Here is a 25249-nt window from a genome sequence, read left to right as displayed (position 1 = left end):
GTTTTAATTATGCTGAGGTACTTAGTGGGTTTACACTTGTAGAGAAGGTTTTGGGTAAGGTATTGTCATTTAAAGGCAAACGTATTGCAATTACAGGTGCGTCAGGCACTATGGGCAGGGCTTTAGTAGCTGAACTGAGCAAACGGGAGGCACAAATCATTGCCCTAACAACTTCACCTAGTGCCAGCTTTGAGGTTAGCGATCGCCCTACCATTGAGGTGCTCCCATGGCAATTAGGTCATGAGGCAGAACTACGAGATCGCTTACAAAAGGTGGATATTCTCATTCTCAATCATGGTGTAAATGTATTGGGAGCCAGAGATTCAGCATCCATTTACAAATCCTACGAAGTCAATACTTTTTCGGTTTTTCGCTGGATTGATCTATTCCTCGAAACAATATCTGATGCGGAAACTGTCAATCAGAAAGAAATTTGGGTCAATACCTCTGAAGCAGAAGTTAATCCTGCCCTGAGTCCCTTGTATGAGCTTTCCAAACGCGCCATTGGTGATTTAGTTACCCTTCGTCGCCTTGATGACTCTTGCACAATTCGCAAATTGATTTTGGGCCCGTTTAAAAGCGATCTCAATCCCTATGGAGTGATGTCGGCAAGTTTTGTGGCTTGGGCGATCGCCTTTTTAGCCGAACTCGGTTTGCGCGATATTATCGTCACGATTAATCCCATTACTTTCATCGCCTATCCTGTCAAAGAATTTTGGCGATCGCTTTATTTCCGACTATTCTCTCACCGTAAGCAATAATATGAATCTCGCATTACAAACAGAAATCTGTAAATTTATTCGGGAGATTGGACAAAAAGCAATTCATCTGAGAGAGTCTGGTTTTCAGGTCGATGAGAAGGGCTTTGATGATTATGTAACTAATGTTGATCGCGAACTCGATCATCTCCTCAGTCAAAGGTTTCAAGCATGGTTTCCTGATGATGTGGTAATTAGCGAAGAAAATTCGCGATCGCAGGAACTATGGAAGCAATATGCGGAACTAAATCAAAAGTACTGGTTTATCGATCCCATTGATGGCACGGATGACTTCATTCATGGGCGTGAGTTCTATTCGGTGATGGTTGGGATCTTAGAAGCATTTCAGCCTACGCTGGGTTGGATCTATGCACCAAAGAGCGATCTCTTGTATTTTGGCGGTACGGCGATCAATGGAGTATTCACTGTCACAAATGGGAATGTTCCTGAAGTTCTCTATGCTGTGCCGCCGATTGGTGCAAGTAGCGATCGTGTGATCGTCAGTAAAAAAGATGATCTCGCCTATGGTGATGCCATTCGTGCGGCGGTTCCGAATGTGGAGTTTTATACCCTCGGTAGTTTTGGCTTGAAGGTAATGGAAGTGGTTCAAGGTCGCGCCAGTGCCTATATCTATCTCAATCGTCGGGTGAAGCTCTGGGATACGGTGGGACCTTTAGCGATCGCTAAAGCCGCAGGGCTAGTGTGTTGTGATCTCTCAGGTCGAGAAATTGGATTTGGCTATGATGATATTCATCCTGAGAAATTAACTCACAATCAACTAATTGTGATTGGCTGGTCAAAATTTATTGATGAATATCTGGCAGCAATTTATCAAGAACTTCAAGCCCAAATATAAGCAAGGCGGCGCAATGCGCTGCCTTGCTTATATTTTGATTTGATCGCGAAATTGGCATTGCTATACTAGTAAATACCTGATTGCCAAGGTGAAGCCATGAATCAAACTTTAACGAAATCTGCTGACCAATATCTCATCAAGCAGGCTGTGACATGGGAGCAGTTCAAGGCTCTACAATCTGCGTTTGCAGAAATTGGTGGTGTGCGATTAATTTATTGCGAGGGAGTACTGGAAATTGTGGGGCTTGGAAGATTACATGAAAAGATTTGTGTATTACTAACATTGCTACTTGGGCAATATTTTGTTTTAAAGCGTATAGCCTTTGTTGCTACAGGTGCATATACTCAGGAGTTAACAGGAAAGGCTGAATTTCAAGCTGATTTGTCCTATAACTTTGGCACAGAAAAAGAGATTTCTGATTTATGTATTGAAATAGTTGTTACTAGTGGTAGTGTCAAAAAGCTTAGAAAATACCAATTAAAAGGTGTGCCTGAAGTTTGGTTTTGGCAGGATGGCAAGATTAGTATCTATCGCTTGCAGGATGAAGAGTATGTTCTGCTTGCAGCGAGTGAGTGGTTGCCTGATTTGGATATTGCTCATTTGGAACATTGTTTGCTAATGGAGTCTCAGTTAGATGCGATGTTAGCTTTTCAGGAAAGATATCAATGAGTTTTGAGGAGATTGAGGTCGCTTGTTGGCATGAGAATATAGCTGATCGCCCATTTAAAAAAGCTTGTAAAATGTCTGTAGATTAACTATGCAGGAGGATTCAGAGAATGACGGTATTAGAAAAAGTTCTGAGTAAAATGCAGACATTACCAACAGATCAGCAGCAACAAGTACTCCGCTTTGTTGAATTTTTGGCGTTTGAGTTAGGCGATCGCCAAGTTAACCAAGAAGCTGAGAATCTCAAAGAAGGTCAGCCAAAATCTGATTTCTGGAAAGGATTGCAAAAATTTAGATTGACTATCCAAAATGAGGGAGTGGGGTTTACTAATGAGGATTTTGCGGATTTGCGCGATCGCAGCGTGGGTAGAGAAATCATCCTATGAGTTTTCAATATTTGCTTGATACTAATACGCTTTCGGAGCCAGCAAGACCTATGAGACATTTAGCGCGAATAACTTTTGATTCTGATGTAATGGGAGGTAAGCCTTGCATTCGTGGAATGCGGGTGACTGTGGGTACATTGGTTGGACTATTGGCAGTTGGACATTCGGTTGAAGAAATTTTAAATGCTTATCCCTATTTAGAGAAAGAGGATATTATGGCGGCGTTGTCCTATGCGGCTTGGCGATCTGAGGAGGTTGAGGTCGCTTTGGTGTCGGCATGAAGATTTTGATAGATATGAATTTGTTGCCTGATTGGATAAATTATTTTGCTGCATCTGGAATTGAGTCAATATTTTTAAGGAAGGTTTTCTAAATCCAACAAATCTTTGAGTCTTCCACTTGCCCGTTTATTTACTTTCAAGTCTTGCAGGTTGATTAAATTTACTTCAAGATCTTCTATTTGTACTGTTAATTTATTCTCGAAGCATTCTGTAAAGTCAACCCCTGAAATGGTTGTGAGGATTTCTAATCGTAATGGTGGAATTCCCATTCGGATAATTCGATCTTTTTGCAAGAAAAGTTTAGGTGATAATTCGGGAACAGCAAAGCCAAATTCTTTTAGGGCTGCCACAACGTTAGTGGCATTAGCCGTATTAATATTTATCCAAATATCCATATCTCCTGTTGCCCTGACAAAGCCGTAGTAGCCAACGGCGTATCCTCCAATTAATAAGTATTCAACTTGATGGGAATTTAGCAATCTCAAAAACTCTTTGAAGTCTGGTGGTATTTGGATCATAGCCATACATTACTTGACGTAAATATTCTAGGGCAACTAGGCGATCTCTAGGACTCTTTGAGAGCCAGTAAGCTTTGTCTTCTGTATCTTCATCATGTAAGTTAACGATGCTGAATGTAGCTCGATTGAATTTCATAGTCTTAGGTTTGTTGATGTGAGTATTTGTTTTAAGCTTAATGATGATATTGCTGTATTTTCTGCCAGTCCTTCTTGTACGTTTGTTTATAACCAGTATAATCTCTCGCAAGATTTGAGTGACTGTAGTTAAAAAGTTACAAGCCGACCAATTTTTTCCTTTTTCCTTTCTACTTTTTCCTTGAACTTATGACAGATGCAGAGTTATTGGCAATAATCGCACAAGCAGAACGTGAGGGCTGGACGGAACTCGATTTGTCGGGGAATGGTTTAGAAATATTGCCTCCTGAAATTGGGAAACTGCATAGTCTCAAAAAACTTGTTTTGGGGAAACTAGATTTGAAGCTAAGTAGTTCTAGCGGAAATCTTCTAACTACGTTACCAAACGAGATCTCTCAACTCACAAATCTGCAAGAGATTTATATCCATAGAAATCAAATCAGCATTATTCCAGATTCGATAACCAAACTTATCAATCTAAGAATACTTGATTTCTCTCTAAACAAAATTTCGACGATACCAGATGTAATCGCCCAATTATCAAATCTAACTACGCTTAACCTCTCTAACAACCAAATTAGGAGAATACCAGACGCGATCGCCCAATTATCAAATCTGACTACGCTTAACCTCTCTATCAACCAAATTAGGAGAATACCAGACGCGATCGCCCAATTATCAAATCTGACTACGCTTAACCTCTCTATCAACCAAATTACGGCGATACCAGACGTGATCGCCCAATTATCAAATCTGACTACGCTTTCCCTCAATAACAACCAAATTACGGCGATACCAGACGTGATCGCTCAATTATCAAATCTCACTGAGCTTTACCTCTGGGAAAACCAAATTACGCAGATACCAGATGCGATTGCCCAATTACTAAATCTGACTACGCTTAATCTCGGTAACAACCAAATAAGGCAGATACCAGAAGGGATTGGTAACTTAGCCAATCTCCAAAACCTTAACATTGGAAGCAATCAACTTCATACTCTACCAGTGAGTATTTCGCAATTAAGTAAATTAAAATATCTGAATATTGGATTACTTTTTGGACGAGTTTCCAGTGGACAAGGAAATAAATTCATAGAGATTCCAAACTCTATTTTTAGTATATCTAGTTTGGAAAGCCTTAACCTATCGTGTAATTTGATTACGCAGATACCAGACGAGATCGCCAACTTAGCAAATCTGACTACGCTTAATCTCGATAGCAACAAAATCACGGCGATACCAGACGTGATCGCTAACTTAGCAAATCTGACTACGCTTAATCTAGAGGGAAATCCTTTACCAATTCCGCCAGAAATTCTCAATGACAGGAACAACCCTAAAGCACTATTTGATTTTTGGTTGGAACGACCAAGACAGCCATTAAACGAAGCGAAAGTGATTTTAGTTGGACAGGGAACCGTAGGCAAAACCTCACTGGTCAAGCGCTTACTCGACAATCAATTTGATGCAGGCGAACGTAAAACCGATGGTATTAATATTCGTGATTGGCAGATTACAGCCAACAATGAACAAGTGAAACTGCGGGTTTGGGACTTTGGCGGACAGGAAATCATGCAGGGAGTATCTCAATTAGGCACTGAGTAGAAATACTTAGAAGGCAAGAAGGATAAAATAGCAAAAAGTTATCCAGTCAAAGCAAATGACACCAGAAGAAAAAGAAAGACTCGAAGCCTGCACCAGAGAGATAGCGGAAATTTTGTATCGCAATGCAGAAGCAAAAGATGCCGAGCAATTGAAAACGCTAGAAGGGATAGAAATAGCAGTGAGAGAGCAAATGTTGGAAAACGTGAGTCCCAAGGTGGGAATTTTTTTGTCGAAAAAAGCAGTGGGACAAAAGCAGGAAAAGAGAGAAAAGTGAAAAGCTGCATCGGCGAACTCAAGCTGAAGAGCAAGCAAGCCAAGAAATTGCAAGTAAAAGCAAGAGCGAGACTAAGTCCGCAACTAGAAAAATGCTGCCTATTGGTAAGTGCCAGTGAGTCCTACGCAAGAACAGAGGTAAACATTGCTGAATTAACAGGAATCAAAATTAGTCATAGCAGTCAACAGAGATTAGTCCAAAAGCAGGAATTTCCAGAGGCAACAATCACGGAAACGGTGGAAGAAATCAGTCTAGATGGCGGTAAAGTGAGATTACGAACCGAGAAAGGAAAGTCTAGTGAGTGGAAAGACTACAAAGCCGTAAATGCACAAGGGACAATCGCAGCTTATTTTCTCGATAATCAAGGTTTGGTTGAATGGGTACAGAAACAACCATTAGCAGAAATATTCTCCTGTCTGGGTGATGGGCATGACGGGATCTGGAATTTATTTACAGCCATAGCGCCTTCAGAGCAAAGGTTTGAAATACTCGACTGGTATCATCTGAAAGAACATCTTTACAATGTTGGCGGTTCTTTGCGTCGTCTAGCCAAGGCTGAAGATTGGCTCTGGCAAGGTGATGTTGAGCAGGCGGTTGTCCTATTTGCGGGTTGTAAGAGAGTGTAAAGTGAAGTGTGTAAAGTCTGGGATATATACAGAGAGATGATCTAGACACACAATTACCAACACTAAAACTGATGAATATACGCAAAGAATTGCTCGACGAATTGCTGCAAGAATGTAAAACACCACCTGACCTATTCGGAGAAGGAGGCATTCTGAAACAACTGACAACCGCGTTGGTGGAGAGAGCCTTGGAAGCAGAACTATCAACCCATCTGGGATACGGTAAGCACGAACCTAGACCAGAAGGACAAACCAACAGTCGCAACGGTTATAGCCAGAAAAAAGTGCAAGGTGACTTTGGCGTAGCCGAAATCGCAGTCCCCCGAGATCGGCAAGGGGAGTTTGAACCGCAGATGGTGAAGAAAGGACAAAGTCGCTTGTCAGGACTAGATGAAAAGATCATTGCTCTCTACGCACGAGGTATGAGTGTCAGGGATATTCAAGCCCAGTTGCAAGAAATGGATGGTGTTGAAGTATCACCAACACTTATTTCCAATGTTACAGATGCAGTAATTGACGAGGTGAAGCAATGGCAAAACCGTCCCCTTGAAGCAGTCTATCCAATCGTCTTTCTGGACTGTCTAGTCATCAAAGTCCGAGACAATGGCAGAGTGATTAACAAATCCTTGTACTTTGCCTTGGGCGTGAATATGGACGGGTACAAGGAATTACTGGGTATGTGGATTTCTCCGAATGAAGGTGCGAAATTCTGGTTGTCAGTACTCACCGAAATTCACAACCGTGGGGTCAAAGATATTTTGATTGCCTGTGTCGATGGCTTGACTGGTTTCCCTAATGCGATTGAGACGGTATTTCCTAAAACTCAGGTGCAGTTATGCATTGTCCACATGGTCAGAAACTCGGTCGCTTTTGTACCTTGGCAACAACGCAAGCAAGTTTGTGCTGACCTCAAGGCTATTTATAGCGCGGCGACGGAATCGGAGGCTGAGTTTAATCTCGAACTCTTTGCTGAAAAGTGGGACAAGCAATATCCATCAATCTCCAAGTCTTGGCGCAGTCATTGGGCAAACATTATCCCCTTCTTTGCTTTCCGACCGAGATTCGCAGGGCGATTTATACCACCAATGCGATTGAGTCGATGAACAGTAGTTTGCGGAAGGTGATTAAATCCCAACAGATTTTTCCCTCTGATGATGCTGCTTTCAAGCTCGTTTATTTAGCAATGCGGAATATCTCGAAGAAGTGGACGATGCCGATTCGTGATTGGAAACCTGCTCTTAATCGCTTTGCCATCCTCTTCGAGGATCGTCTCCACGTCTAGCTTCTAGACTTTACACATTTTACTTGACAGTCTCGGTTGTAAGTTCAAACGCGCTATTAATTTTCTGGCTTATTTACGTAATCACCGCCATCGTATGCCTGAGTATGGTTATCTACAGAAACAGGGGCTAACCATTGGTTCAGGCGGCGTTGAATCGACGATTAAGCAGATTGGTCGTCGCCTCAAGATTTCTGGCTCTCAGTGGAATAAGTCCAATGTTGCTCAAGTTTTGAAACATCGCTGCGCTTATCTTAATGGTTACTTCTATTCTCCTAAGTGTTTTTACTCAGCGCCTAATTGAGATGCTCCCAATCATGCACGCCACCCATCAGTTCTTTCTCACCGAGCGCAGCCTCTATCTATTGACGATCAACACCCGTGAAGACGAACTTGCCAATCGCATCGAATATTGGCTGAAACTGATTGAAACTCTAGGCAATCAAGCCCCCGTGATTATTGTCGGCAATAAAATCGATGACCATCCCTTAGACCTCGATCGCCACGGTTTGCAAACCAAATATCTCAACATCAAAGGCTTTATTGGCACATCCTGCGCCACAGGATTAGGAATTAGCGAACTCAAACAAAAAATCACCGAAATCATCGCTAACGAAATGCCCCATGTCTTCGATCCTATTCCCGTCAAATGGCTAAATCTCAAGGACAAACTGGAACAGGACGATCGCGACTACATTACCTATCAGGAATACGAACAAAAATGTATCGAAACAGGCATCACTAGAGAATCATCGCGCCATACCCTCGTCCGCCTCCTGCATGAATTGGGCATCGTTCTCAACTTCACCGATGACAAACGCCTCAAAGACACCAACGTTCTCAATCCCGAATGGGTCACAGTCGGCGCATACAAAATCATTAACGATAACCTCTTGATGACGGAACATCAGGGCGTATTGCATTGGCAAGACACAGAGCGCATCTTTCAGCCAAAATCCCGCAAGGAGCATGACTGCTACGCCACTGAAGAAGCGCGTAAATTCATTCTCAGGATGATGGAAAAGTTCGAGCTATGCTTTGCAATGGAAAACTCCCGCGATCGCGACTATCCCGAATACCTCATTCCCGATTTACTACCCAAAGATGAACCCCATACGGGAACGTGGGACGACTGCCTGAGATTTGAATATCGTTACGATAAAGTCCTACCCAATAGCGTCATTTCCCGTTTCATCGTCAAAGCCCATAAACTCATCGCTCGCACCAACAGCCGCACCTACTGGCGTACAGGCGTAATCCTCGCCTCCGATACGGGCAACCTCGCTTACATCAAAGCCGATCTCGAAGATGCCAAAATCTTTATTCGTATCAAAGGCAATCCCCACACCCGCCATAACTTTCTCTCCATCATCCGCGACAAATTTGACGACATCCACGACTGCCCAAAACTCACTCCCGATGAGCGCATCGGTCTACCAGATAAGCCCCAAGGTACTGCCAGTTACAAACATCTACTCAAACAATTAGAGCGCGGTGAGATAACCTGTTTTCCTGAAGAAGCCGATCACAGTTACAATATCCGCGAACTGATCGAAGGCATCGAAGATAGGCGATCGCCTTCAAAAGAAGACTATCGAGAACGCGATTGGAGCAGTGGGCAACCACAGCCTCCTGTAACTGTTAATATCTACAACAGCAATCACCAGTCAACTGTTATGACACCACCTGAAAAGCCTCAGCCCGAAAATACACCTAAATCTCAAGAAATTCAACTTCCCTCAGTAATTGCTGCATCAATTTCCTTTGGATTTCTATTTTCAACTACGGCTTTTTTGGTGCTTACCTTTGCAGGGATTCTAAATATTACACAGCTAGTCATAGCGATGTTTTCGATTATTCTGTTGATGGTTATCGCCGTGATTTTTGTACTCAAAGCGTCTGGACAAATGGAAGGTCAATCCTTTGAGAAAATTATTCTGGCAGTTCTAAAGCAAGCAACTCTTTACGATGCTTTTCTTAGTAAGATTGGCGATATATTTCATAGCCCCAAGAAATGACCTCCCAAAACATCTCTTACTATGTCGATAAGAAGTTTGATTGAGAAAAGCTAAGTACTTGCTAGTTGACTGAGAAACTCTCCTACTAGATATAAAGAACCACAGAGAATAACCACATCATTTTGTTGATCCTCAAAAGTGGCTGCTAGCCCTAAATTTAAACTTGCATAAGGATGCGGCTTAACCCTAACCATAGAAGATGCAATTTGAGCTAAATCCTGTGGTGAAGTAGTTGCAGAGCTAGGTACAGGGACAGGAAAAAGTAAATCATCAGGAGCTAAAAGGGCTTTGAGAATTCCCGCTTGATCTTTTGTATTCAGAATACCGATGACCCAACGTTTACGCTGATGCGGAAAAGCCTCATCGACAAATTGCCGTAGATATTCTGCCGCCGCCACATTATGCGCTCCATCAATCAGGATTTTATGGGACTTACCATCGAGATTAAATTCGATCCATTGCAATCGCCCTGACCATTGCGCATTTGCCAAGCCTGTACGCATCGCCGCCTCACTAATCTCCCAACCCTGATTTCGCAAGGATTGAATTGTGGCGATCGCCACTGCGGAGTTGATTAACTGATGCTTTCCTAATAAAGGCAAAGGATACTCAAAGCCTTGATAGATTGCCCCTGTCGTTGTAGGCTGAGCCGCACTTACCCAAGTTACAGGAGCCTCACATTCTGTTACCTTTGCTTGCAAAACCGAGATCGCCTCAGTATGACTCTCTGCAATGACGACAGGACATAGAGGTTTGATGATTCCTGATTTTTCCGAAGCGATCGCACCTAAGGTATTTCCCAACTGCTGACAATGATCGAGACCGATGGAAGTAATCACAGAAACTAAAGGGCGATCGCAGACATTGGTGGCATCTAATCTCCCGCCTAATCCTGTCTCTAGGATCGCAATATCAACTTTTTGGGCAGCGAAGTACCACCACATCGCCGCCGTAATCACTTCAAACTGCGTGGGAGGAAAGTCAGGATTAATCGCAGATTCTACCTGCTGCAAAGCCTCTAACAAATCCTGATCACGAATCCATTCACCGTTAATCGTAATTCTTTCACGCCAATCGATCAGATGTGGCGAAGTATAACGCCCAACGCGATAACCCGCCGCTTGCAAAATTGACAGCAAAAAAGCACAAACAGAACCTTTTCCATTTGTGCCTGCGACATGAATCACGGGAATTTGTTGATGGGGATTTCCTAAAGCATCGAGCAGTTGTTGAATTCGTTCTAAACCGAGATGAATACCAAACTTATCAAAACTGTCAAGATATGCTTCGGGCGATGAATTAATTAGCTTTGGAGACATGAACTTCTAAGGCGTAGATTTTGCCTTGGGCATCGACTTCGGCAATATGTCTGCCTTGCATTGCAAATAGTTCACCACTATCACGCTTGCCTGCGATCGCCCAAATAGCTTCTAGTCCATTTTCCGTCCTTCTGGTCGTCCACACACGTTGCATTCCTGAATAACTTTGGAAAAACTGGCGATATAGGTTGGCGATCGCGTCTTTACCAACGACCTTACGTGCCCCCGAAGGTTGGACTTCAGCCTCTTCAGCAAACAATTCTACCAACTCATGAAATGCTTGTTCATCAGCAGTGGCACGATCAGAAAGCTCAAAATATCGATCTAAAACAGTCATATTCCCTTACCTCGCAGCTTTTAAAGCTAGAAACCCTTCAATAATTCATTTAAATATGAGCTTTCAAGGTTTTTCGTCGCTTTACTATCTAGTCTTGCTTTATTGTAAACATATGTTAAGCCATGTTTTACACAATTAACTTCACCCTATGGGGCGGAATTGACATACTACATAGGGGTGAAATCGAAAAATAAAAATGGTGACGCTTTGCGTCACCATTTTTATTTTGAAGGATAACAACTAACCGAAAATATTGAGAGAACTGATACCTAAAGCCAAAAAAACAATTATGCCTAATAGGGTTTTTTGTAACCTCGTCATCACGGGCTTAATTTCATAAGCAACCAGTAAGCGATCCTTGGCTAAATCCGCTTCGGGCTTTTCCCATGTTTGCCCATCGTACCAACCCGATTCTTCATAGAAAATCTTCGGACTATCAAGGCGTTGCTTCACATGACTCCAGCCCGATAGCAACAACAACACTGGCAAAATTAATCCTACAGCGCCGCCAATACTTGCCACACATATAAATTGCCATAAATGCCGACTGGGCGACTCAATGCTCATGGCAACGGGCGAAAATAGAACCACAAATCCTAGCCACATTAGTGCTAATACACGCAGATATTGCGATCGCGCCAGTTTTGCCCAACGATAAAAGAAAGCTTCTTTCAGCTCGATATATTCATTTAGTGGTTGTTGCTCTTTGGGAACTGGGCAGGTCATGGTGCAGGAAGTAGATGGTCAGATATCTTGCCAGTGTAGCAATAAGCGATCAAAAATTAAAAAACAGGACGCAAAGCGTCCTGTTTTTTAATTTTCGTAAGTACGTCTTGCTTTATTAGCTTCAGCACGGAGCGCATCAAGGCGCTTTTCGATTAATGTACGCGATCGACCTTTCGAGGCATCACTGAGCATAATTTTTAGCGCACTACCTAAGCTCTTATAGGCCGCAGGTAAAGGATAACCATTGCGTACTGCCAAACGAATTGCGCCTTGGTCAGCCTCAATCAAATTGCGAATATCCTTTTTGCTAGTGCCTTTGCGCCATAGCTGAAAACCCGCCACACCACAAATACCGAGTGCTAGGACAAATAGCAAGCCATTTTGTACCCATAACTCGCCAACTGCACCGCCAAGACCGATCGCTAATGCTGCGACCTCCCAACCATCCTTGGGTACAGCATCATTTTGGATGCGGGCGACCTCGTGCCAATAGAGGAGATTGCGCTGATCCTCAGCAAGACGTTCCCAGCGCACCATATCAACCAAGATCACCACCTCATCGCCGCCCGCTTCTTCACAGGCGATGAGTGGGGGACGGACACCATCGGCGTTAAGTACTTTTACCCATGCTTGTAGCTCTGGAGGGAGCAGATCTTGCAGGCGACGAATCTCAGTTCTAGCAAAGGTATTTCGGAGGGAAGAAGTTGGAGATGGCATGAATCTTCGTCAAAGTTCAGAGTTTTGAAGGACTTGTCACTAAGTTTAGATCTTAGTATAAGTTTTAACTACTTGTACTTTTGTTATTTCAATACAGTCTAAAAGCTGCTCTTAAGATTATATAACTACCCCGCAGTCAAATAAATGTGAGTTCGATATAGCAAGTTTGCGGAAGCGTACCCCGCAGGGGTACGCTTCCACAAACAGCCATTTGCGTTGTGCTTTGCTTGGGGCAAATGGTTGAAATTGAGTTGCGATCGCTTGTCTGTAAAAACGAGTTTGTAAATGTTGATGGTTATTATAATAATGATATTTTAAGGATGTGTTATATAAGAGAAAATTTTTTCTCAGTGCTATTTTGTTGCTTGATTATTTCTTGTAGATCTTATAGTCACAGAGTTAATGAAAAATTAAAAGAAAATACTATGGATGAAATTCAAAATTTTGCTATTGAATTGAATGGATAAGCCTGTGTTTAAAGGTATCTTCTCATTTGAATTCAATTACAGCGCTTTGCGCCTTCTCGAAACCCAGATGAATTTTGAAAAAGCTTGCGAAGCAAGCTTTTTCAAAATTTAATAATTCAGGATATGGACGCATTACGAGTAAGCGCGATCGCTATAATAGTTAAGCAAGATTGTAGTTAAAAGCATTACAATTTAACGCACTAGATATATTTGCCAAAAAGCATCTCAAAAGCACCCGTTATGACTGCAACCGCCACCAAGACAACAACCAAAACACAATACGAAGCTGTCATTGGACTAGAAACTCACTGTCAGTTGACCACGAACTCCAAGATATTTTGTAACTGTTCAACCCAGTTTGGCGCAACCCCAAATACTAATGTTTGCCCTGTTTGTCTCGGAATGCCGGGGGTGTTGCCTGTACTTAACGAAAAAGTTTTGGAATACGCAGTCAAGGCTGGACTAGCACTAAATTGTCAAATTGCCCCCCATAGCAAATTCGATCGCAAACAATATTTTTATCCCGACCTTCCCAAAAACTATCAAGTTTCTCAATACGACTTGCCGATCGCCGAGCATGGCTGGCTAGAAATCCAATTAGAAGATGGCAGTACAAAGCGCATTGGTATTACCCGCCTACATATGGAAGAAGATGCAGGTAAGTTAGTCCATGCAGGTAGCGATCGTCTCTCAGGTTCTAGTCACTCCCTCGTCGATTTCAACCGTACAGGTGTACCGTTGTGCGAAATCGTCTCGGAACCAGATATGCGATCAGGAGCAGAAGCGGCTGCCTATGCACAAGAACTGCGACGGATTATGCGCTACCTTGGCGTTTGCGATGGCAATATGCAGGAAGGTTCGCTCCGTTGTGACGTAAATATCTCTGTGCGTCCTGTCGGACAAGAGAAGTTTGGCACGAAGGTAGAAATTAAAAACATGAACTCCTTCAATGCCATTCAAAGAGCGATCGATTTTGAAATTAATCGTCAAATAGAAGCTCTTGAGTCTGGTAGTGAAACCATCAAACAAGAAACTCGCCTTTGGGAAGAGAATAGTCAACGCACAATCAGTATGCGTTCTAAGGAAGGAGCTAGTGACTATCGCTATTTCCCTGAGCCTGACTTAATGGCGATCGAAATTCCCTTAACGACTCTAGAGAAATATCGTTCCGAACTTCCCACGCTTCCTATGGCAAATCGTCATCGTTATCGCGATGAGTTTGGACTGACTCCCTACGATGCTGCTCTGATTGCCGATGATCGCAGTATTGCTGAATTCTTTGATGCAACAATTCTCACTGGTGCAGAACCTAAGCAAGTGTTTAACTGGGTGATGGGCGACATTACCGCCTATCTCAATGAGAATAAGCTCAAGATTGGCGACATTGCGCTTACTCCTGCGATTTTAGGTGAAATGATTGCTTTAATTGCCGATGGTACGATCAGCAGTAAAATTGCGAAGGATATCTTGCCTGAACTAATCGTCAAGGGTGGATCGGTCAAGGAACTCGTTGCATCTAAGGGTTTAACAGTTCTTGCAGGTGCGGAACTAGAGAAAATCATTGATGAGATTATTGCTGCGAATCCGAAGGAAGTGGAACAGTATAAAGCTGGTAAAACTAAGCTCTTAGGCTTCTTTGTTGGTCAAACCATGAAGAAAACCCAAGGACGCGCTGAACCTCAATCTACTAATAAATTGATTGCCGATAAATTGGCAGGATAAAGAAAGGCGGCGCATTGCGCCGCCTTTCTCTGTTAAATTCCTATCTGTATACAGGGAATCTATAGTGGCAAAAGATATTTACCATAATGCTGTAAAAACAGCTTTAGAAAAGGATGGATGGTTGATAACTAATGATCCTTTGACCTTAAAAATAGGTCGTCGCAAAGCTCTAGTAGATTTAGGCGCGGAAAAACTATTGGCAGCAGAAAGGGAAGGTCAAAAAATCGCTGTAGAAATTAAGAGTTTTCTTAACCCATCACCGCTTCATGATTTAGAACAGGCTGTAGGACAATTTGTACTATATTCCAAGGTGTTAGCACAACAGGAGCCAGACAGGATACTATATTTAGCAATAACACGCCTAGTTTTTAGTGAGATTTTCTCAGAAGAAATTGGTCAACTTATGCTCAGCGAGACTGACTTGAGACTAATCATATTTGATCCAAATAAGGAGGAAATAGTCCAATGGAAACTCTAACTGAATATCAAAGTTTGTTACGAAAAATACTTGAGAAGTATACTCAGATACCCTACAGATATGGTGATATTACTACAACATTAATTATTAGTGAAGACCATAACCACTTTTTGTTAATGGATCAGGGTTGGGAAAAAGGATTACGGGTGCATGGTTGTTTATTTCATGGTCAGATTATTAACGATAAAATCTGGATTCATTATGATGGAATAGAAGATAGCGTAACTGAAGATTTGGTTGCTGCTGGTGTTCCTAAAGAGAAGATTGTTTTAGGATTTTATCCACCTGATGTAAGAGTACATACAGGTTATGCTGTTGTTTAGAAAATATAACTGATAGTTGTATAGCAGTGTAAGAGATAGATAGAACAAATCAAAACCCAAGTGAAGGTTGCACAAAGTGCCGCCTTCACTTAGGTTTTGAGCTTAAAGCTCTGTAAGGTTCTTGGTTTGGTTAAGTAATTTCTACTACAGGTTAAAGAAACTACTAATAGAATTCAAATATAACGGCTCATTAGTGGCTGCATTATTGTTATGTCCGCCATTGGGAATAAAAACAATTTGTTTTTTGGTTGGTGTTGCGTCGTATAAGCGCTGACTCATCATGGGTGGAATTAACTCATCGGCAGTGCCGTGAATATAGAGGACAGGTATAGCTAGCGATCGCACCTTAGCGATCGAATCAAAACGCTGATGAATTAATAGATCAATGGGGAAAATGCGATATTTAGGATCGAGTTGCGCCATGTCACTCATCGAAGTAAACGAAGCATCTACAATCATGCCCAATGCATCAGGATGTTTCAGCGCAAGATCGATCGCGATCGCACCACCTAGGGAATGCCCATAAATCATGATTTGATTTGGTTTATAACCCTTCTCAATGAGATAGTCCCATGCAGTTTGGGCATCGGTATAAACCGAAGACTCATTGGGGAAATCACCCTCACTTCTGCCATAGCCACGATAATCTATTACTAAGACCGAAAATCCCATTCGCATGAGGCGATTTGCGTGCTTGGCATTAGCACTAATATTCTTACCCTTACCATGCAGATACAAAATCACTTTGCGATCGCTAATATTACTACTCTGATCCTGTTTGGCATTGGGTAGCCACCATCCATGAATATTTTCACTTGTGCCATCTGCCTTTTTAACAGGAATTAGAACATCCTCATATTTCGCATTAAACTTGGCTGGCGTGGTCGTCAGTTCTTTCTCAGGAGAAAATACCAGTCTTGTTTGTCCAAACCATAGTCCTGCACAAACTGAACCATAAAAACTAGCGATCGCAATGCCTGCGATCACAACAGGACGCAACCAAGTTTTAGGAGATCGGGTTTGAGTTTGCTGATTTTGTGCTGATTCTAAAGATGATTCAGTCATGGGATTAATTGCTGGATTTACCTATGAAACCGATCTTAAGGTTACTGTACCTATGGTACTGAATAGAGAGAGATGATGGGCGACGCTTCGTGTCACCCATCATCTCTTAACTAGGTCAAGCATTGCTATAGTCTCAAAGATCAGGTTTAACTAAAAATATTGCATATTTGCACTATTGCTGTAATATAGTAAAGCACTTAACTGAAAAGCTAAATTGCAGTTGCGGTCATGGTGGAATGGTAGACACGCCATCTTGAGGTGGTGGTGGCGAAAGCTGTGAGAGTTCGAGTCTCTCTGACCGCATAATAAAAATTATAAAAAAAGAGCGCTCAGCGCTCTTTTTTTATTGCTCGTATAGTAGCCTTAAATTTTAGTTTACTCAGTCCTTAACCTCATGTCCCGCCAAGTCAACTGTCAAGAAGAATGTACCAATGGCTGTATTCTCGGAGATCAATGCCCAAACTTAGAGTATCTAGCCAAAGCCCGTAAGCTTTTACAAGAAACTTCCATTGATAAGTTGATCGAAATTTCTGATTCGCGATTTTTACCACCAGATGCCCCTGCTGCTAAATAAATCAATCCACGAAAGTGTTGTTACACTTTCGTGGATTAAAAATCAAACCCAGTAAGGGTTTCCAAAACTAAAAATGGCATAGCCATTCTTAGTTTTGGTATAAGAAAAGCCGCACTTTGTGCGGCTTTTCTTATTTGAGCTTTTCCTTGGCTTGTTTCCAGAGATTGTCTAACTCCTCGGTAGTAAAGCTATCTATGGGGCGATCGCTTAAAGTCTCAATCGTTTCTAGACGCTGAATAAATTTACGATTTGTGGATTGCAATGCCTCCGAGGGATCAAGGTCATACCAACGCGCCACATTGATCAGCGTAAATAATAAATCACCTAACTCCGCCTGTTGATTTGCCTTTGATTCATGTTCTAGGGCATGGCGCAACTCATCTAATTCCTCATGAAACTTTGCCCAAACTCCATCGGCATTGTCCCACTCAAAGCCATTAGCAGCAGCTTTCTGGGAGATTTTCATGCCCGCCGTTAATGGTGGTAGCGATCGCGCATAGCGTTTGAGTTTGTAACTCAGCTTTTGGGTTGCTGCCAAATCTTCACCCTTTTCCTCAGCCTTGATCTTTTCCCAATTTTGATAAATTTCCTCCATATTTTCGGCTTTCACATCACCAAAGACATGGGGATGGCGACGAATTAGCTTTTGGGTGATCCCCTCGGCAACTTCGGCAATGCTAAAGTCCTGCGATTCACTGGCGATCTGTGACTGCAAGACCACCTGTAGCAATAAGTCACCTAACTCCTCCGCGATCGCTTTTTTATCGCCGCCCTGAATCGCATCTACGACCTCATAGGCTTCTTCAATGATATAGGGGATCAAGCTTTCAGGAGTTTGCTCCAAATCCCAAGGACATCCGCCATCAGGCGATCGCAACTTTGCCACCACATCGATCAAATGTTGTAGCGCGACCAAGTTAGCCGAATAATCAAAACTCATAGGATTTGTAAGATTTGTTTAATGTTAAGAAAAGTAACAAAATGCTATATTGTTTAGTATAAAAACAAATGCCTTTAACAAAATATATACAGCGCTAATAGTGCTGCTAGACATCTACACCCATGAGTGATACTGCTAGCCCTGATCCTGAAATGCTCAGACAAATTCTAGAACCTTTACTAGAAGACTTTACATATTGGTTTGACCGCTCTCGAAAGCTATTGTCTAGTGAAAGGCTCACATTTTTGACAGAGCTAGAGCAACAAAACCTGTTGGAACGAGTAGAAAATGCCATTAAAGAAGTCAGTGCAGCGATTTCCTTATTTAAAGCTACAGGGCATCAAATAGGGGTAGATATGGCAGCCATGAAACCTTGGCATAAACTACTTATGGAGTGTCAAGGCGTAGGGATGCGCTACTATCGTAATCAATCAACTTAAAATTCTTGCTCTCGATCAGCTAGCCTCACGCTGCGATCCCCTATAAAAAACTTTGTTATTAAAACTTTGAAGATGTAGGTCTAGTGTAGACATCATTTCTGCGTTCGACATCTGCCAAATCTTCAGCTTAGATCCACCTAATCCTTTATATATCTTCTTTAGGAAAGCAGACATGGTACAAATTATCTACATACTCGCTTTTACTATCCTCTCGATTTTTGCGATTAGCAATCTCATCCGTAGCATGATATCGCTTTCTCAAAATGAATCGCGTAGTTATCAAAACAATCGTATTCGTCGAGTTTCTCCTCAGTTTGCCCATCCTGAACTATGGGACAAAGATGGCAAATATATCGATGAGCCGTTAATGGTAATCAAGTCCATCAATGTTGATGATGCGCGTTCTAGGCTTGACGCTCTATACAACTCTTCCCCTAGTGGCGAAAAGTAATAAATTTGTCAAAATTGAGCCTCACAGCGTGAGGCTCAATTTGCTGTGTGTATTAATTTGAGGCGTGAATGAATCATAGTTTATTAGTTTGTACGACCTGTGCGAGTACTTGGCAAAATGGCAAAAAAGTTGGCGTTAGTGGTGGAGAGACGCTACTCAAGGAAATTTCACAACTACATCAGGATTGGGATCGGCGATCGCAGTTTGAAATTCGTCCTGTCTCCTGTATGAGTGCATGTAGTCATGCCTGTGTAGTTACCTTTGCTTCTGAAGGTAAATACTCATATTTATTTGGTGATTTACCCATTGATAGTGACAATATTCTCAATACCGCCTCAGCAATTTTGTCCTGTGCAGAGATATATGGCGATCGCGCCGATGGGATGCTGGCTTGGAAAGAACGTCCCGAACCGCTAAAAAATGGCGTAATTGCTCGTATTCCACCGTTATAGATGATTTACACAGATATGGCTTACCATATCTCTGATTTTTGGGTTTGAGCTTTTTATATAACTCCATATCATCTTTTCTAGTTTTCAGTCTGGCATTGCCGAATACCTACATCTCCAGATTATTAATGTATTATTAAGAATCGGTAACAAAACTTATTTCTAATTTAAGTCTTACTTCATGAAAGCAAATACATCCAACAATTTCTTGATTAAAACTGCTGCATTAGCGATCGCTACTGGCAGTATCCTCGTCAGTATTCCATCTTTAGCCTTAGCTGATTCCACCTCAACTTCTGCAAAGACTACCAAAATTAGTGCAACTACCAAAAAAGCGAACATAGTTGAAATTGCGGTAGCTAATGGTTCTTTCAAAACCTTAGTGGCGGCGGTTAAAGCGGCTGGACTTGTAGAAACCCTCTCTGGGAAAGGTCCTTTCACTGTATTTGCCCCCACTGATGAAGCATTTGCCAAACTACCTGCGGGGACTGTAGATTTCCTCCTCAAACCAGAAAATAAGGCTTCTTTAGTCAAAGTTTTGACCTACCATGTTGTACCTAGTGCTGTTTATGCCAAAGATATTCAGGCTGGTTCGACACTAGTGACAACTGTTGATGGTGGTTCCATTAAAGTTACCAAGACCAAAAAGAAAGTTGTTATTGATAACTCTAAGGTAGTTAAAGCAGACGTTAAGGCTAGTAATGGCGTAATCCATGTAATTGACTCCGTATTGCTTCCCCCAGATTTGTTGCCATAGACTTAACTGCATAGTAAAAACACCTAAAAGAGAGTCGCAGCGCTAAGCACTGCGACTCTCTTTTGTCTTTAGAATGACTACACCTCAAGAATTTAGGCAGAGTCCTACTCAAAAAGCTTTAAAATCAAGGAGCGTAACGAGATTCTGATAATGTAGACAAATTAATCTACATATAAGCCCCCAAGATAAACCTCCCATTCATAACAACTCATGCAAGGCACGCTCAGAGAAATTGACGTATACACCATTATTCACCTGATCGAGTTTGGGCAACGAACTGGCGAGTTATTGATCGAGTCAACTTCAGGAAAATTCTGGTTTCTGTTTTTTCATAATGGGGAGTTAATCTATGCCACCGATACGGATAGTAATCTGACTCGATTGCGAGACTATTTGCATGGGTTGGGCTTAGAACATGCTTTGGATCGGTTGGCGAACTCAAAGCTAGGGATTAATGTCTTGGAATATGGACAAATTTGGTCACTTTTAGAATCTAACGTCATCAATCCTACTCAAGCTAAGTCAATTATCGAAAGTACGATGCGAGAAGTACTTTTTGATATTCTCAGTCTTTATCAAGGTACTTTTGTTTTTGAAATTAGTCCTGCGCTTACACCCAAATTAACCCAGCTTAAGTTTTCGCAAATTAGCTCCGAATTTGCGCGTCATTTACAGAGATGGCAGCAGTTTTATCCAATCATTCAGTCGAGCAACCAATGTCCTGTTCTGATGTCTAATGATGCTTTACCGCATTTAAGGAATTGGATTGATGGCAAAACTACAATTCGTCAGTTGTCCCGTTATTCAGGATTGGATATCTGTAAAATTGGTCAGGATATCTATGATGCGATCGCTACTGGGGAGGTTACGGTTCCACCATTGGTGCTGAATTTACCACAACAGGTTAAAGTTCAGTCTCCTAGGGTTGTGTGTATTGATGATAGTGTGACGATTTGTCGTGCTGTGGAATATATTCTGCATAATCATGGCTATCAGGTGATGGCAGTTTCTAGCCCAATTAAAGCTTTGAGTGTAATCTTCCAACATAAACCCGATCTGGTTTTGTGTGATATTACGATGCCAGAGATTGATGGCTATGAACTTTGTGGAATGCTCCGCCGTTCTAGCGCTTTTGCGAAGGTTCCCATTATTATGCTGACGGGGAAGGATGGATTTATCGATCGTGTTAAGGCGCGGATGGTGGGTGCAACGGAATATCTCACGAAACCCTTTGGCGAGAAGGAACTACTAACAACCGTTGAGAAATATAGCAAGCGTTAGTTGTCTTACTGTATCGGTTGAACGTGAGTTCGATAAAGCTATTTGCGCGGCGCGAAGCGCCGCGCAAATAGCTTTATCGAACCATGTTAAAAAATCTTGCTAGGGATGGGCGGCACTTCGCGCCGCCCATCCCTACCTATAAAGTTATCGCTAGAATGGGTGTAAAATGTCTAGGTTTCTGACATTTTGAGCTTGACATGCTAAAAACTCTCGGTATTATTCGCCAAACTGTAATTTTGACTGTTTGTTCGTTTACGCTGACTGCTGGTGAACTGGTACAAGCTCAAACTGAAACTAATCCCATTTTAAAGATTGGGATCGTGCAGCGTTTTGGGGAAAGACCACAGGATCGGCTCACAATTCAAGCACCATCAGGCGGGAAACTCACCCTCACCTTTCCGTCAGCCGATGGCAAAAGTACCCAAACCTTAACTAGCGATCGCCTCGTGATCGAAATTGCCTCACAGCCCTTAACCCAACCAATCCTCGAAGAAAAGTTAGTCCTCAGTAATCATCGCAGTTTTGAGAATGCTGCTGCCAGTGCCTTTCATTGGAATGAGAAGGGAGTGCAAACGGAAATTGCTCAACCGAGACGCTGGCAAGTCTGGGCAAAGCGAGATGTCTATGATTCGATGCTATTGCGCTATTTGATGTTTTACACCCTGCGATCGCAAGGTAATGTCACAGTCCAACTGGATCGCCGCATCCTGCCACAAAAAGCGATCGCCTCATGGACAGTGGGCGACTTCAAATATAATCGCGATCGCCTTGATGTGAGCAGCAGTTCAGGAATTGTGGAAGTTAGCTATCAGCGCGAGAGTAAAGCGGAAATTAGTAATCGCCACTATGCTGGCACACTCAAGCTCCAACCCAATGCCCATCAAAGTTTTACCCTTGTTAATAACGTTCCGTTAGAAACCTATGTGCGCGGAGTCGTTCCCCATGAAATTGGCTATAACGCTCCCTATGCTGCGGTGCAAGCCCAAGCGATTTTGGCAAGAACCTATGCTTTAGCTAGTTTACAAAGATTTAGAGCCGATGACTATGAGCTTTGCGCCGATACTCAATGCCAAGTTTATCGCGGTTTAGAAAATACCACTGAAGTTGCCGATCGCGCTGTAGCCGATACCAGAGGCTTAGTTTTGACCTATAACAATCGGGTAATCGATGCTCTCTATTCCTCAACAACGGGAGGAATTACCGCCAACTATAACGATCTGTGGGATGGCACACCCCGTCCCTATCTCCAATCAGTATTGGATCTCGCTAATCGTTCTGAAAATCAGCGATCGGCAAATATCTCTGACAACAAGAATTTAAAAGCATTTCTAGATCGTCAAGAAGGATTTAATGAAGTTGGTTGGCGAACACTCCGTTGGCGCAAAAGTGGCTCACTGGATGAATTACAAATATCCTTGAAAAAGTTTTTGCGATTCTCAGGTGATACCACTACCAACTTCAATGCGATTAAACAACTGCAAGTAACTAAGCGATCGCCTTCAGGTCGCGTACTAGAAATGGAAGTCACTACGGATACAGGCAAAATCTATGTCAAGAAAGATGAGATTATCGATGCCTTCGATCCACCCGATAGCACCTTCTTTAGCCTAGAGCCAATCTATAAAGAGCAAGGGAAAGAGAAAGTCTTAACTGGCTATACCTTTATTGGTGGCGGCTTAGGACATGGTGTAGGCATGAGCCAAACAGGATCCTATAATCTTGCCCGAATGGGATTTACTTTCGATCGCATTCTCAACTTCTATTACACCAATACCCAACTCCAAAAATTACGCCCTGAGCATTATCAATAAATGATTATGATGAGTAGCACGAAGTGCTACTCATCATAGTTTCTAAACCACACAAACCTATGAAATCTGGTTATACATTGCCTGTCTTTGCGATCGCTGCTGCCAAAGCCGCTATCCTTGCATTGCGCCAAGAAACTCCATCTTCTGTAAATCTTGATTTATTAGAATCTGGGAATGGGGAAGTGGTGATCGCGCAAAGTGCAATGATTAGTGAGAATACTGCCCTAGCGATCGCTATTAGCGACCCTGGGGATAATCTCGATCTCACCGCAGGCACACCTATCTGGGCATGGGTGCAATTGGAACCGTTAATAGAAGCATCGCCACAAAGAATCATTCTCGAAGCTGGTGAAGGGCTAGGTAAAACCGCCAGTGGTGAGCCTGCAATTTACAAACTAGCAAGGGATTTAGCTGAAGTGAATTTATTACCTTTGCTAGAAACCAATGTGACCGCAAGGATTCGGTTTATTTTACCTGAAGGGCGAGCGCTAGCGAAAAGAACCTCCAATGCCGCTTTTGGGATTCTTGACGGTTTATCATTATTAGGTACTTCCGCTATATCTAAACCACTCTCAGTAGAAGATAAACTCGAAGAATTTCGCGCAGATTTACGCATTAAAGCCGTTAATTCCCATGCGATCGCATTTTACATCGGCGCAAATGGCTATCAAGTCGCCCAAAATCTAGGGTTTCCCACTTCGCAATTAGTACAAACTGCTAATTGGGTAGGAGCGATGTTAGTAGAAGCCGCGCTCTTGGGAGTAACTTCCATCACATTAATTGGTTATCACGGCAAATTACTCAAACTAGCAGGCGGAATTTTTAATACTTCTAGTCACTTAGCGGATGCACGTATCGATATTCTCGTAAGAGCGGCAGTCCATGAGGATTTATCCCTTGAGCTTATTCAAGCTATTGAGAAGACCCCCACAGCAGAAGCCGCACATAAACTATTAGTGAGAAATGGTTGTGATCGCCCAGTTTTTCAATATATCACCGATCAAATTACGCAAAGGTCGATTGCCTATGTCCAAAAATATACAGATCTGAAGGTTGATATTAAAACGGTATTGTGCGATCGCCTAGGAAAGTTAGTTCTATAGCTCAACAGAGAGTTACAGTGCTTCGCGCCGTAACTCTCTGTTGATGGAGACGGTTGCAATGACATAATAGAGAGCGTGCTTTGCACCCTCTCTATTTGTTGAATGTAATGCTCGAACCAGTCTATATTGTTGGCGCAGGACCTGGTGATCCTGATCTTATTACCGTAAAAGGACGCAACCTCCTCACCCAAGCCGATGTCATCGTCTATGCGAACTCCCTCATTCCTGACTCGATGCTGCAATTTTGTCGTCCCGATGCCGAAATTATTCCCACCGCTAGCAAATCCCTCGAAGAAATAGTCACAATTCTGATCGACAGAGTACGATCTCATAAATTAGTAGTCCGCCTCCATGATGGCGATCCTAGTCTCTATGGTGCAATTCAAGAACAAATTATCGCCCTTAGTGAAGCCGAAATTCCCTTTGAAATAATTCCGGGGGTGAGCGCATTCCAATTAGCCGCCGCTCGTTTACAAGTAGAGCTAACAGTTCCCGAAATCGTACAGACAATTATTCTCACGCGGATCAGCGGACGTACTCAAGTTCCTGAAAAAGAAGAATTATCAAGACTTGCTGCCCATCAAGCTTCACTATGTCTTTATCTCAGCGCTCACCATGTCGAGAACGCCCAATCAAAACTCATCGAACATTATCCACCTGATACTACTGTAGCAATTTGCTATCGCTTAGGTTGGGAAGATGAAAAGATTTTAACGGTTCCCCTATTGGAAATGGCTACAGTCACTCGTGAAGAGAATCTGACTAGAACCACGCTATTTGTGATTAGTCCCGCATTAAATCATGTAAAAAAATTTATGAGCAAAGGTACTAAATCGCAGTTATATAGTTCTCACTACAAACGACTTTTTCGGACTACTTAGCTGATA

30 protein-coding genes, 1 tRNA gene and 2 pseudogenes are annotated in these 25249 nt (G+C 42.5%); 25 read left to right on the top strand and 8 right to left on the bottom strand.

Features of this window, described 5'->3' with window-relative positions; all coding sequences use genetic code 11:
• The first annotated feature begins 50 nt into the window (after positions 1–50).
• From NMG48_RS04725 to NMG48_RS04705, 5 genes are all read left to right on the top strand, one after another.
• Complete coding sequence (locus NMG48_RS04725; protein ID WP_271254201.1) at positions 51–761, top strand: bifunctional sterol desaturase/short chain dehydrogenase; 711 nt, start codon at positions 51–53, stop codon at positions 759–761.
• 1 nt (position 762) lies between these two features.
• Positions 763–1614 (top strand): 3'(2'),5'-bisphosphate nucleotidase CysQ family protein, encoded by an 852-nt coding sequence (locus NMG48_RS04720; RefSeq protein ID WP_271254200.1) that lies wholly within the window; start codon positions 763–765, stop codon positions 1612–1614.
• Between the two features lie 96 nt (positions 1615–1710).
• Entirely contained in the window at positions 1711–2283 is a 573-nt protein-coding gene (locus NMG48_RS04715; protein ID WP_271254199.1) for a Uma2 family endonuclease, read from the top strand.
• Between the two features lie 107 nt (positions 2284–2390).
• On the top strand, positions 2391–2666 hold the full coding sequence (locus NMG48_RS04710; RefSeq protein WP_271254198.1) for a hypothetical protein: 276 nt from the start codon (positions 2391–2393) through the stop codon (positions 2664–2666).
• A gap of 50 nt (positions 2667–2716) precedes the next feature.
• Positions 2717–2947: a DUF433 domain-containing protein gene (locus tag NMG48_RS04705; RefSeq protein WP_271255239.1), complete on the top strand. Its 231-nt coding sequence runs from the start codon at positions 2717–2719 to the stop codon at positions 2945–2947.
• Positions 2948–3021: 74 nt separating this feature from the next.
• On the opposite strand, the gene NMG48_RS04700 is transcribed toward NMG48_RS04705, so the two are convergent.
• Together NMG48_RS04700 and NMG48_RS04695 are read right to left on the bottom strand one after the other, a co-directional pair.
• Complete coding sequence (locus NMG48_RS04700) at positions 3022–3471, bottom strand: hypothetical protein (protein ID WP_271254197.1); 450 nt, start codon at positions 3469–3471, stop codon at positions 3022–3024.
• A complete protein-coding gene (locus NMG48_RS04695; RefSeq protein WP_271254196.1) occupies positions 3404–3601 on the bottom strand; it encodes a hypothetical protein in 198 nt (65 codons plus the stop codon). Before NMG48_RS04695 ends, NMG48_RS04700 begins: the two co-directional genes overlap by 68 nt.
• A 188-nt stretch (positions 3602–3789) precedes the next feature.
• Between NMG48_RS04695 and NMG48_RS04690 the strand changes: the two genes are divergently transcribed.
• From NMG48_RS04690 to NMG48_RS04665, 6 genes and pseudogenes are all read left to right on the top strand, one after another.
• Positions 3790–5205 carry a leucine-rich repeat protein gene (locus NMG48_RS04690; RefSeq protein WP_271254195.1) on the top strand — a complete coding sequence of 472 codons (1416 nt, stop codon included), beginning with the start codon at positions 3790–3792 and terminating at the stop codon, positions 5203–5205.
• A gap of 55 nt (positions 5206–5260) precedes the next feature.
• The gene (locus NMG48_RS04685) at positions 5261–5479 is read left to right on the top strand and encodes a hypothetical protein (protein WP_271254194.1); all 219 of its coding nucleotides are present in this window, start codon (positions 5261–5263) and stop codon (positions 5477–5479) included.
• Positions 5476–6105, top strand: a complete 630-nt coding sequence (locus NMG48_RS04680; RefSeq protein WP_271254193.1) for a hypothetical protein — start codon at positions 5476–5478, stop codon at positions 6103–6105. The genes NMG48_RS04685 and NMG48_RS04680 overlap by 4 nt, the downstream gene beginning before the upstream one ends.
• A gap of 71 nt (positions 6106–6176) precedes the next feature.
• A pseudogene (locus NMG48_RS04675) lies at positions 6177–7387 on the top strand (IS256 family transposase).
• A 40-nt stretch (positions 7388–7427) separates the two neighbouring features.
• Positions 7428–7688, top strand: a pseudogene (locus NMG48_RS04670) (hypothetical protein); the annotation flags it as partial.
• A gap of 13 nt (positions 7689–7701) precedes the next feature.
• The gene (locus tag NMG48_RS04665) at positions 7702–9402 is read left to right on the top strand and encodes a COR domain-containing protein (RefSeq protein WP_271254192.1); all 1701 of its coding nucleotides are present in this window, start codon (positions 7702–7704) and stop codon (positions 9400–9402) included.
• Positions 9403–9452: 50 nt separating this feature from the next.
• Here NMG48_RS04665 and NMG48_RS04660 read toward each other — a convergent pair whose 3' ends face one another.
• The 4 genes from NMG48_RS04660 to NMG48_RS04645 all read right to left on the bottom strand — a co-directional run bounded on the left by NMG48_RS04660 (position 9453) and on the right by NMG48_RS04645 (position 12501).
• The gene (locus tag NMG48_RS04660; RefSeq protein ID WP_271254191.1) at positions 9453–10721 is read right to left on the bottom strand and encodes a bifunctional folylpolyglutamate synthase/dihydrofolate synthase; all 1269 of its coding nucleotides are present in this window, start codon (positions 10719–10721) and stop codon (positions 9453–9455) included.
• Complete coding sequence (locus NMG48_RS04655) at positions 10702–11058, bottom strand: nuclear transport factor 2 family protein (RefSeq protein WP_271254190.1); 357 nt, start codon at positions 11056–11058, stop codon at positions 10702–10704. Before NMG48_RS04655 ends, NMG48_RS04660 begins: the two co-directional genes overlap by 20 nt.
• 240 nt (positions 11059–11298) lie before the next feature.
• Positions 11299–11784, bottom strand: coding sequence for a CGLD27 family protein (locus NMG48_RS04650; protein WP_169363877.1), 486 nt, complete (start codon positions 11782–11784; stop codon positions 11299–11301).
• 87 nt (positions 11785–11871) lie between these two features.
• Positions 11872–12501 carry a DUF3318 domain-containing protein gene (locus tag NMG48_RS04645; protein ID WP_126388544.1) on the bottom strand — a complete coding sequence of 210 codons (630 nt, stop codon included), beginning with the start codon at positions 12499–12501 and terminating at the stop codon, positions 11872–11874.
• 236 nt (positions 12502–12737) lie between these two features.
• On the opposite strand from NMG48_RS04645, the gene NMG48_RS04640 reads away from it, so the two are divergent.
• The 4 genes from NMG48_RS04640 (at position 12738) to NMG48_RS04625 (ending at position 15491) form a co-directional block, all read left to right on the top strand.
• Positions 12738–12968, top strand: a complete 231-nt coding sequence (locus NMG48_RS04640; RefSeq protein ID WP_271254189.1) for a hypothetical protein — start codon at positions 12738–12740, stop codon at positions 12966–12968.
• A gap of 240 nt (positions 12969–13208) precedes the next feature.
• Positions 13209–14690, top strand: a complete 1482-nt coding sequence (gatB, locus tag NMG48_RS04635) for an Asp-tRNA(Asn)/Glu-tRNA(Gln) amidotransferase subunit GatB (RefSeq protein ID WP_126388542.1) — start codon at positions 13209–13211, stop codon at positions 14688–14690.
• A 61-nt stretch (positions 14691–14751) separates the two neighbouring features.
• Entirely contained in the window at positions 14752–15168 is a 417-nt protein-coding gene (locus tag NMG48_RS04630) for a XisH family protein (RefSeq protein WP_271255238.1), read from the top strand.
• Positions 15156–15491 carry a XisI protein gene (locus tag NMG48_RS04625; protein ID WP_271254188.1) on the top strand — a complete coding sequence of 112 codons (336 nt, stop codon included), beginning with the start codon at positions 15156–15158 and terminating at the stop codon, positions 15489–15491. Before NMG48_RS04630 ends, NMG48_RS04625 begins: the two co-directional genes overlap by 13 nt.
• Before the next feature lie 144 nt (positions 15492–15635).
• Here NMG48_RS04625 and NMG48_RS04620 read toward each other — a convergent pair whose 3' ends face one another.
• Positions 15636–16556, bottom strand: coding sequence for an alpha/beta hydrolase (locus NMG48_RS04620; protein WP_271254187.1), 921 nt, complete (start codon positions 16554–16556; stop codon positions 15636–15638).
• A 222-nt stretch (positions 16557–16778) separates the two neighbouring features.
• On the opposite strand from NMG48_RS04620, the gene NMG48_RS04615 reads away from it, so the two are divergent.
• A tRNA-Leu gene (locus NMG48_RS04615) sits at positions 16779–16859 on the top strand.
• A 91-nt stretch (positions 16860–16950) separates the two neighbouring features.
• On the top strand, positions 16951–17130 hold the full coding sequence (locus NMG48_RS04610) for a hypothetical protein (protein ID WP_169362558.1): 180 nt from the start codon (positions 16951–16953) through the stop codon (positions 17128–17130).
• A gap of 130 nt (positions 17131–17260) precedes the next feature.
• On the opposite strand, the gene mazG is transcribed toward NMG48_RS04610, so the two are convergent.
• Complete coding sequence (gene mazG / locus NMG48_RS04605; protein WP_271254186.1) at positions 17261–18070, bottom strand: nucleoside triphosphate pyrophosphohydrolase; 810 nt, start codon at positions 18068–18070, stop codon at positions 17261–17263.
• Between the two features lie 122 nt (positions 18071–18192).
• Between mazG and NMG48_RS04600 the strand changes: the two genes are divergently transcribed.
• The 8 genes from NMG48_RS04600 to cobM all read left to right on the top strand — a co-directional run bounded on the left by NMG48_RS04600 (position 18193) and on the right by cobM (position 25243).
• Positions 18193–18510, top strand: a complete 318-nt coding sequence (locus NMG48_RS04600; RefSeq protein ID WP_126388529.1) for a DUF2605 domain-containing protein — start codon at positions 18193–18195, stop codon at positions 18508–18510.
• Positions 18511–18682: 172 nt separating this feature from the next.
• Complete coding sequence (locus NMG48_RS04595; RefSeq protein ID WP_126388527.1) at positions 18683–18961, top strand: DUF2973 domain-containing protein; 279 nt, start codon at positions 18683–18685, stop codon at positions 18959–18961.
• 68 nt (positions 18962–19029) lie between these two features.
• Complete coding sequence (locus NMG48_RS04590) at positions 19030–19413, top strand: DUF1636 domain-containing protein (protein ID WP_271254185.1); 384 nt, start codon at positions 19030–19032, stop codon at positions 19411–19413.
• Positions 19414–19591: 178 nt separating this feature from the next.
• Positions 19592–20167, top strand: a complete 576-nt coding sequence (locus NMG48_RS04585; RefSeq protein ID WP_271254184.1) for a fasciclin domain-containing protein — start codon at positions 19592–19594, stop codon at positions 20165–20167.
• 210 nt (positions 20168–20377) lie between these two features.
• The gene (locus NMG48_RS04580) at positions 20378–21448 is read left to right on the top strand and encodes a response regulator (RefSeq protein ID WP_271254183.1); all 1071 of its coding nucleotides are present in this window, start codon (positions 20378–20380) and stop codon (positions 21446–21448) included.
• A 197-nt stretch (positions 21449–21645) separates the two neighbouring features.
• Positions 21646–23259 carry a SpoIID/LytB domain-containing protein gene (locus NMG48_RS04575; RefSeq protein WP_271254182.1) on the top strand — a complete coding sequence of 538 codons (1614 nt, stop codon included), beginning with the start codon at positions 21646–21648 and terminating at the stop codon, positions 23257–23259.
• Positions 23260–23318: 59 nt separating this feature from the next.
• On the top strand, positions 23319–24362 hold the full coding sequence (gene cbiD, locus NMG48_RS04570) for a cobalt-precorrin-5B (C(1))-methyltransferase CbiD (RefSeq protein WP_271254181.1): 1044 nt from the start codon (positions 23319–23321) through the stop codon (positions 24360–24362).
• 107 nt (positions 24363–24469) lie between these two features.
• Complete coding sequence (cobM, locus tag NMG48_RS04565; protein ID WP_271254180.1) at positions 24470–25243, top strand: precorrin-4 C(11)-methyltransferase; 774 nt, start codon at positions 24470–24472, stop codon at positions 25241–25243.
• Positions 25244–25249 lie beyond the last annotated feature (6 nt).

Source organism: Pseudanabaena sp. Chao 1811 (genome assembly GCF_027942295.1).
Lineage (GTDB): Bacteria > Cyanobacteriota > Cyanobacteriia > Pseudanabaenales > Pseudanabaenaceae > Pseudanabaena.
The sequence above is the reverse complement of the archived record's forward strand: the minus strand, read 5'-3'. Positions and strand labels throughout refer to the sequence as shown.

Coding starts and splice junctions, on each gene's coding strand:
- NMG48_RS04690 (WP_271254195.1), top strand. CDS start 3,790: ATGACAGATGCAGAGTTATTGGCAATAATCGCACAAGCAGAACGTGAG.
- NMG48_RS04685 (WP_271254194.1), top strand. CDS start 5,261: ATGACACCAGAAGAAAAAGAAAGACTCGAAGCCTGCACCAGAGAGATA.
- NMG48_RS04595 (WP_126388527.1), top strand. CDS start 18,683: ATGGTACAAATTATCTACATACTCGCTTTTACTATCCTCTCGATTTTT.
- NMG48_RS04580 (WP_271254183.1), top strand. CDS start 20,378: ATGCAAGGCACGCTCAGAGAAATTGACGTATACACCATTATTCACCTG.
- NMG48_RS04625 (WP_271254188.1), top strand. CDS start 15,156: ATGGAAACTCTAACTGAATATCAAAGTTTGTTACGAAAAATACTTGAG.
- NMG48_RS04715 (WP_271254199.1), top strand. CDS start 1,711: ATGAATCAAACTTTAACGAAATCTGCTGACCAATATCTCATCAAGCAG.
- NMG48_RS04585 (WP_271254184.1), top strand. CDS start 19,592: ATGAAAGCAAATACATCCAACAATTTCTTGATTAAAACTGCTGCATTA.
- gatB (WP_126388542.1), top strand. CDS start 13,209: ATGACTGCAACCGCCACCAAGACAACAACCAAAACACAATACGAAGCT.
- NMG48_RS04575 (WP_271254182.1), top strand. CDS start 21,646: ATGCTAAAAACTCTCGGTATTATTCGCCAAACTGTAATTTTGACTGTT.
- NMG48_RS04590 (WP_271254185.1), top strand. CDS start 19,030: ATGAATCATAGTTTATTAGTTTGTACGACCTGTGCGAGTACTTGGCAA.
- NMG48_RS04610 (WP_169362558.1), top strand. CDS start 16,951: ATGTCCCGCCAAGTCAACTGTCAAGAAGAATGTACCAATGGCTGTATT.
- NMG48_RS04710 (WP_271254198.1), top strand. CDS start 2,391: ATGACGGTATTAGAAAAAGTTCTGAGTAAAATGCAGACATTACCAACA.
- NMG48_RS04655 (WP_271254190.1), bottom strand. CDS start 11,058: ATGACTGTTTTAGATCGATATTTTGAGCTTTCTGATCGTGCCACTGCT.
- NMG48_RS04620 (WP_271254187.1), bottom strand. CDS start 16,556: ATGACTGAATCATCTTTAGAATCAGCACAAAATCAGCAAACTCAAACC.
- cobM (WP_271254180.1), top strand. CDS start 24,470: ATGCTCGAACCAGTCTATATTGTTGGCGCAGGACCTGGTGATCCTGAT.
- NMG48_RS04700 (WP_271254197.1), bottom strand. CDS start 3,471: ATGGCTATGATCCAAATACCACCAGACTTCAAAGAGTTTTTGAGATTG.
- NMG48_RS04645 (WP_126388544.1), bottom strand. CDS start 12,501: ATGCCATCTCCAACTTCTTCCCTCCGAAATACCTTTGCTAGAACTGAG.
- NMG48_RS04600 (WP_126388529.1), top strand. CDS start 18,193: ATGAGTGATACTGCTAGCCCTGATCCTGAAATGCTCAGACAAATTCTA.
- NMG48_RS04665 (WP_271254192.1), top strand. CDS start 7,702: ATGCACGCCACCCATCAGTTCTTTCTCACCGAGCGCAGCCTCTATCTA.
- NMG48_RS04660 (WP_271254191.1), bottom strand. CDS start 10,721: ATGTCTCCAAAGCTAATTAATTCATCGCCCGAAGCATATCTTGACAGT.
- cbiD (WP_271254181.1), top strand. CDS start 23,319: ATGAAATCTGGTTATACATTGCCTGTCTTTGCGATCGCTGCTGCCAAA.
- NMG48_RS04705 (WP_271255239.1), top strand. CDS start 2,717: ATGAGACATTTAGCGCGAATAACTTTTGATTCTGATGTAATGGGAGGT.
- mazG (WP_271254186.1), bottom strand. CDS start 18,070: ATGAGTTTTGATTATTCGGCTAACTTGGTCGCGCTACAACATTTGATC.
- NMG48_RS04695 (WP_271254196.1), bottom strand. CDS start 3,601: ATGAAATTCAATCGAGCTACATTCAGCATCGTTAACTTACATGATGAA.
- NMG48_RS04650 (WP_169363877.1), bottom strand. CDS start 11,784: ATGACCTGCCCAGTTCCCAAAGAGCAACAACCACTAAATGAATATATC.
- NMG48_RS04640 (WP_271254189.1), top strand. CDS start 12,738: ATGGTTGAAATTGAGTTGCGATCGCTTGTCTGTAAAAACGAGTTTGTA.
- NMG48_RS04720 (WP_271254200.1), top strand. CDS start 763: ATGAATCTCGCATTACAAACAGAAATCTGTAAATTTATTCGGGAGATT.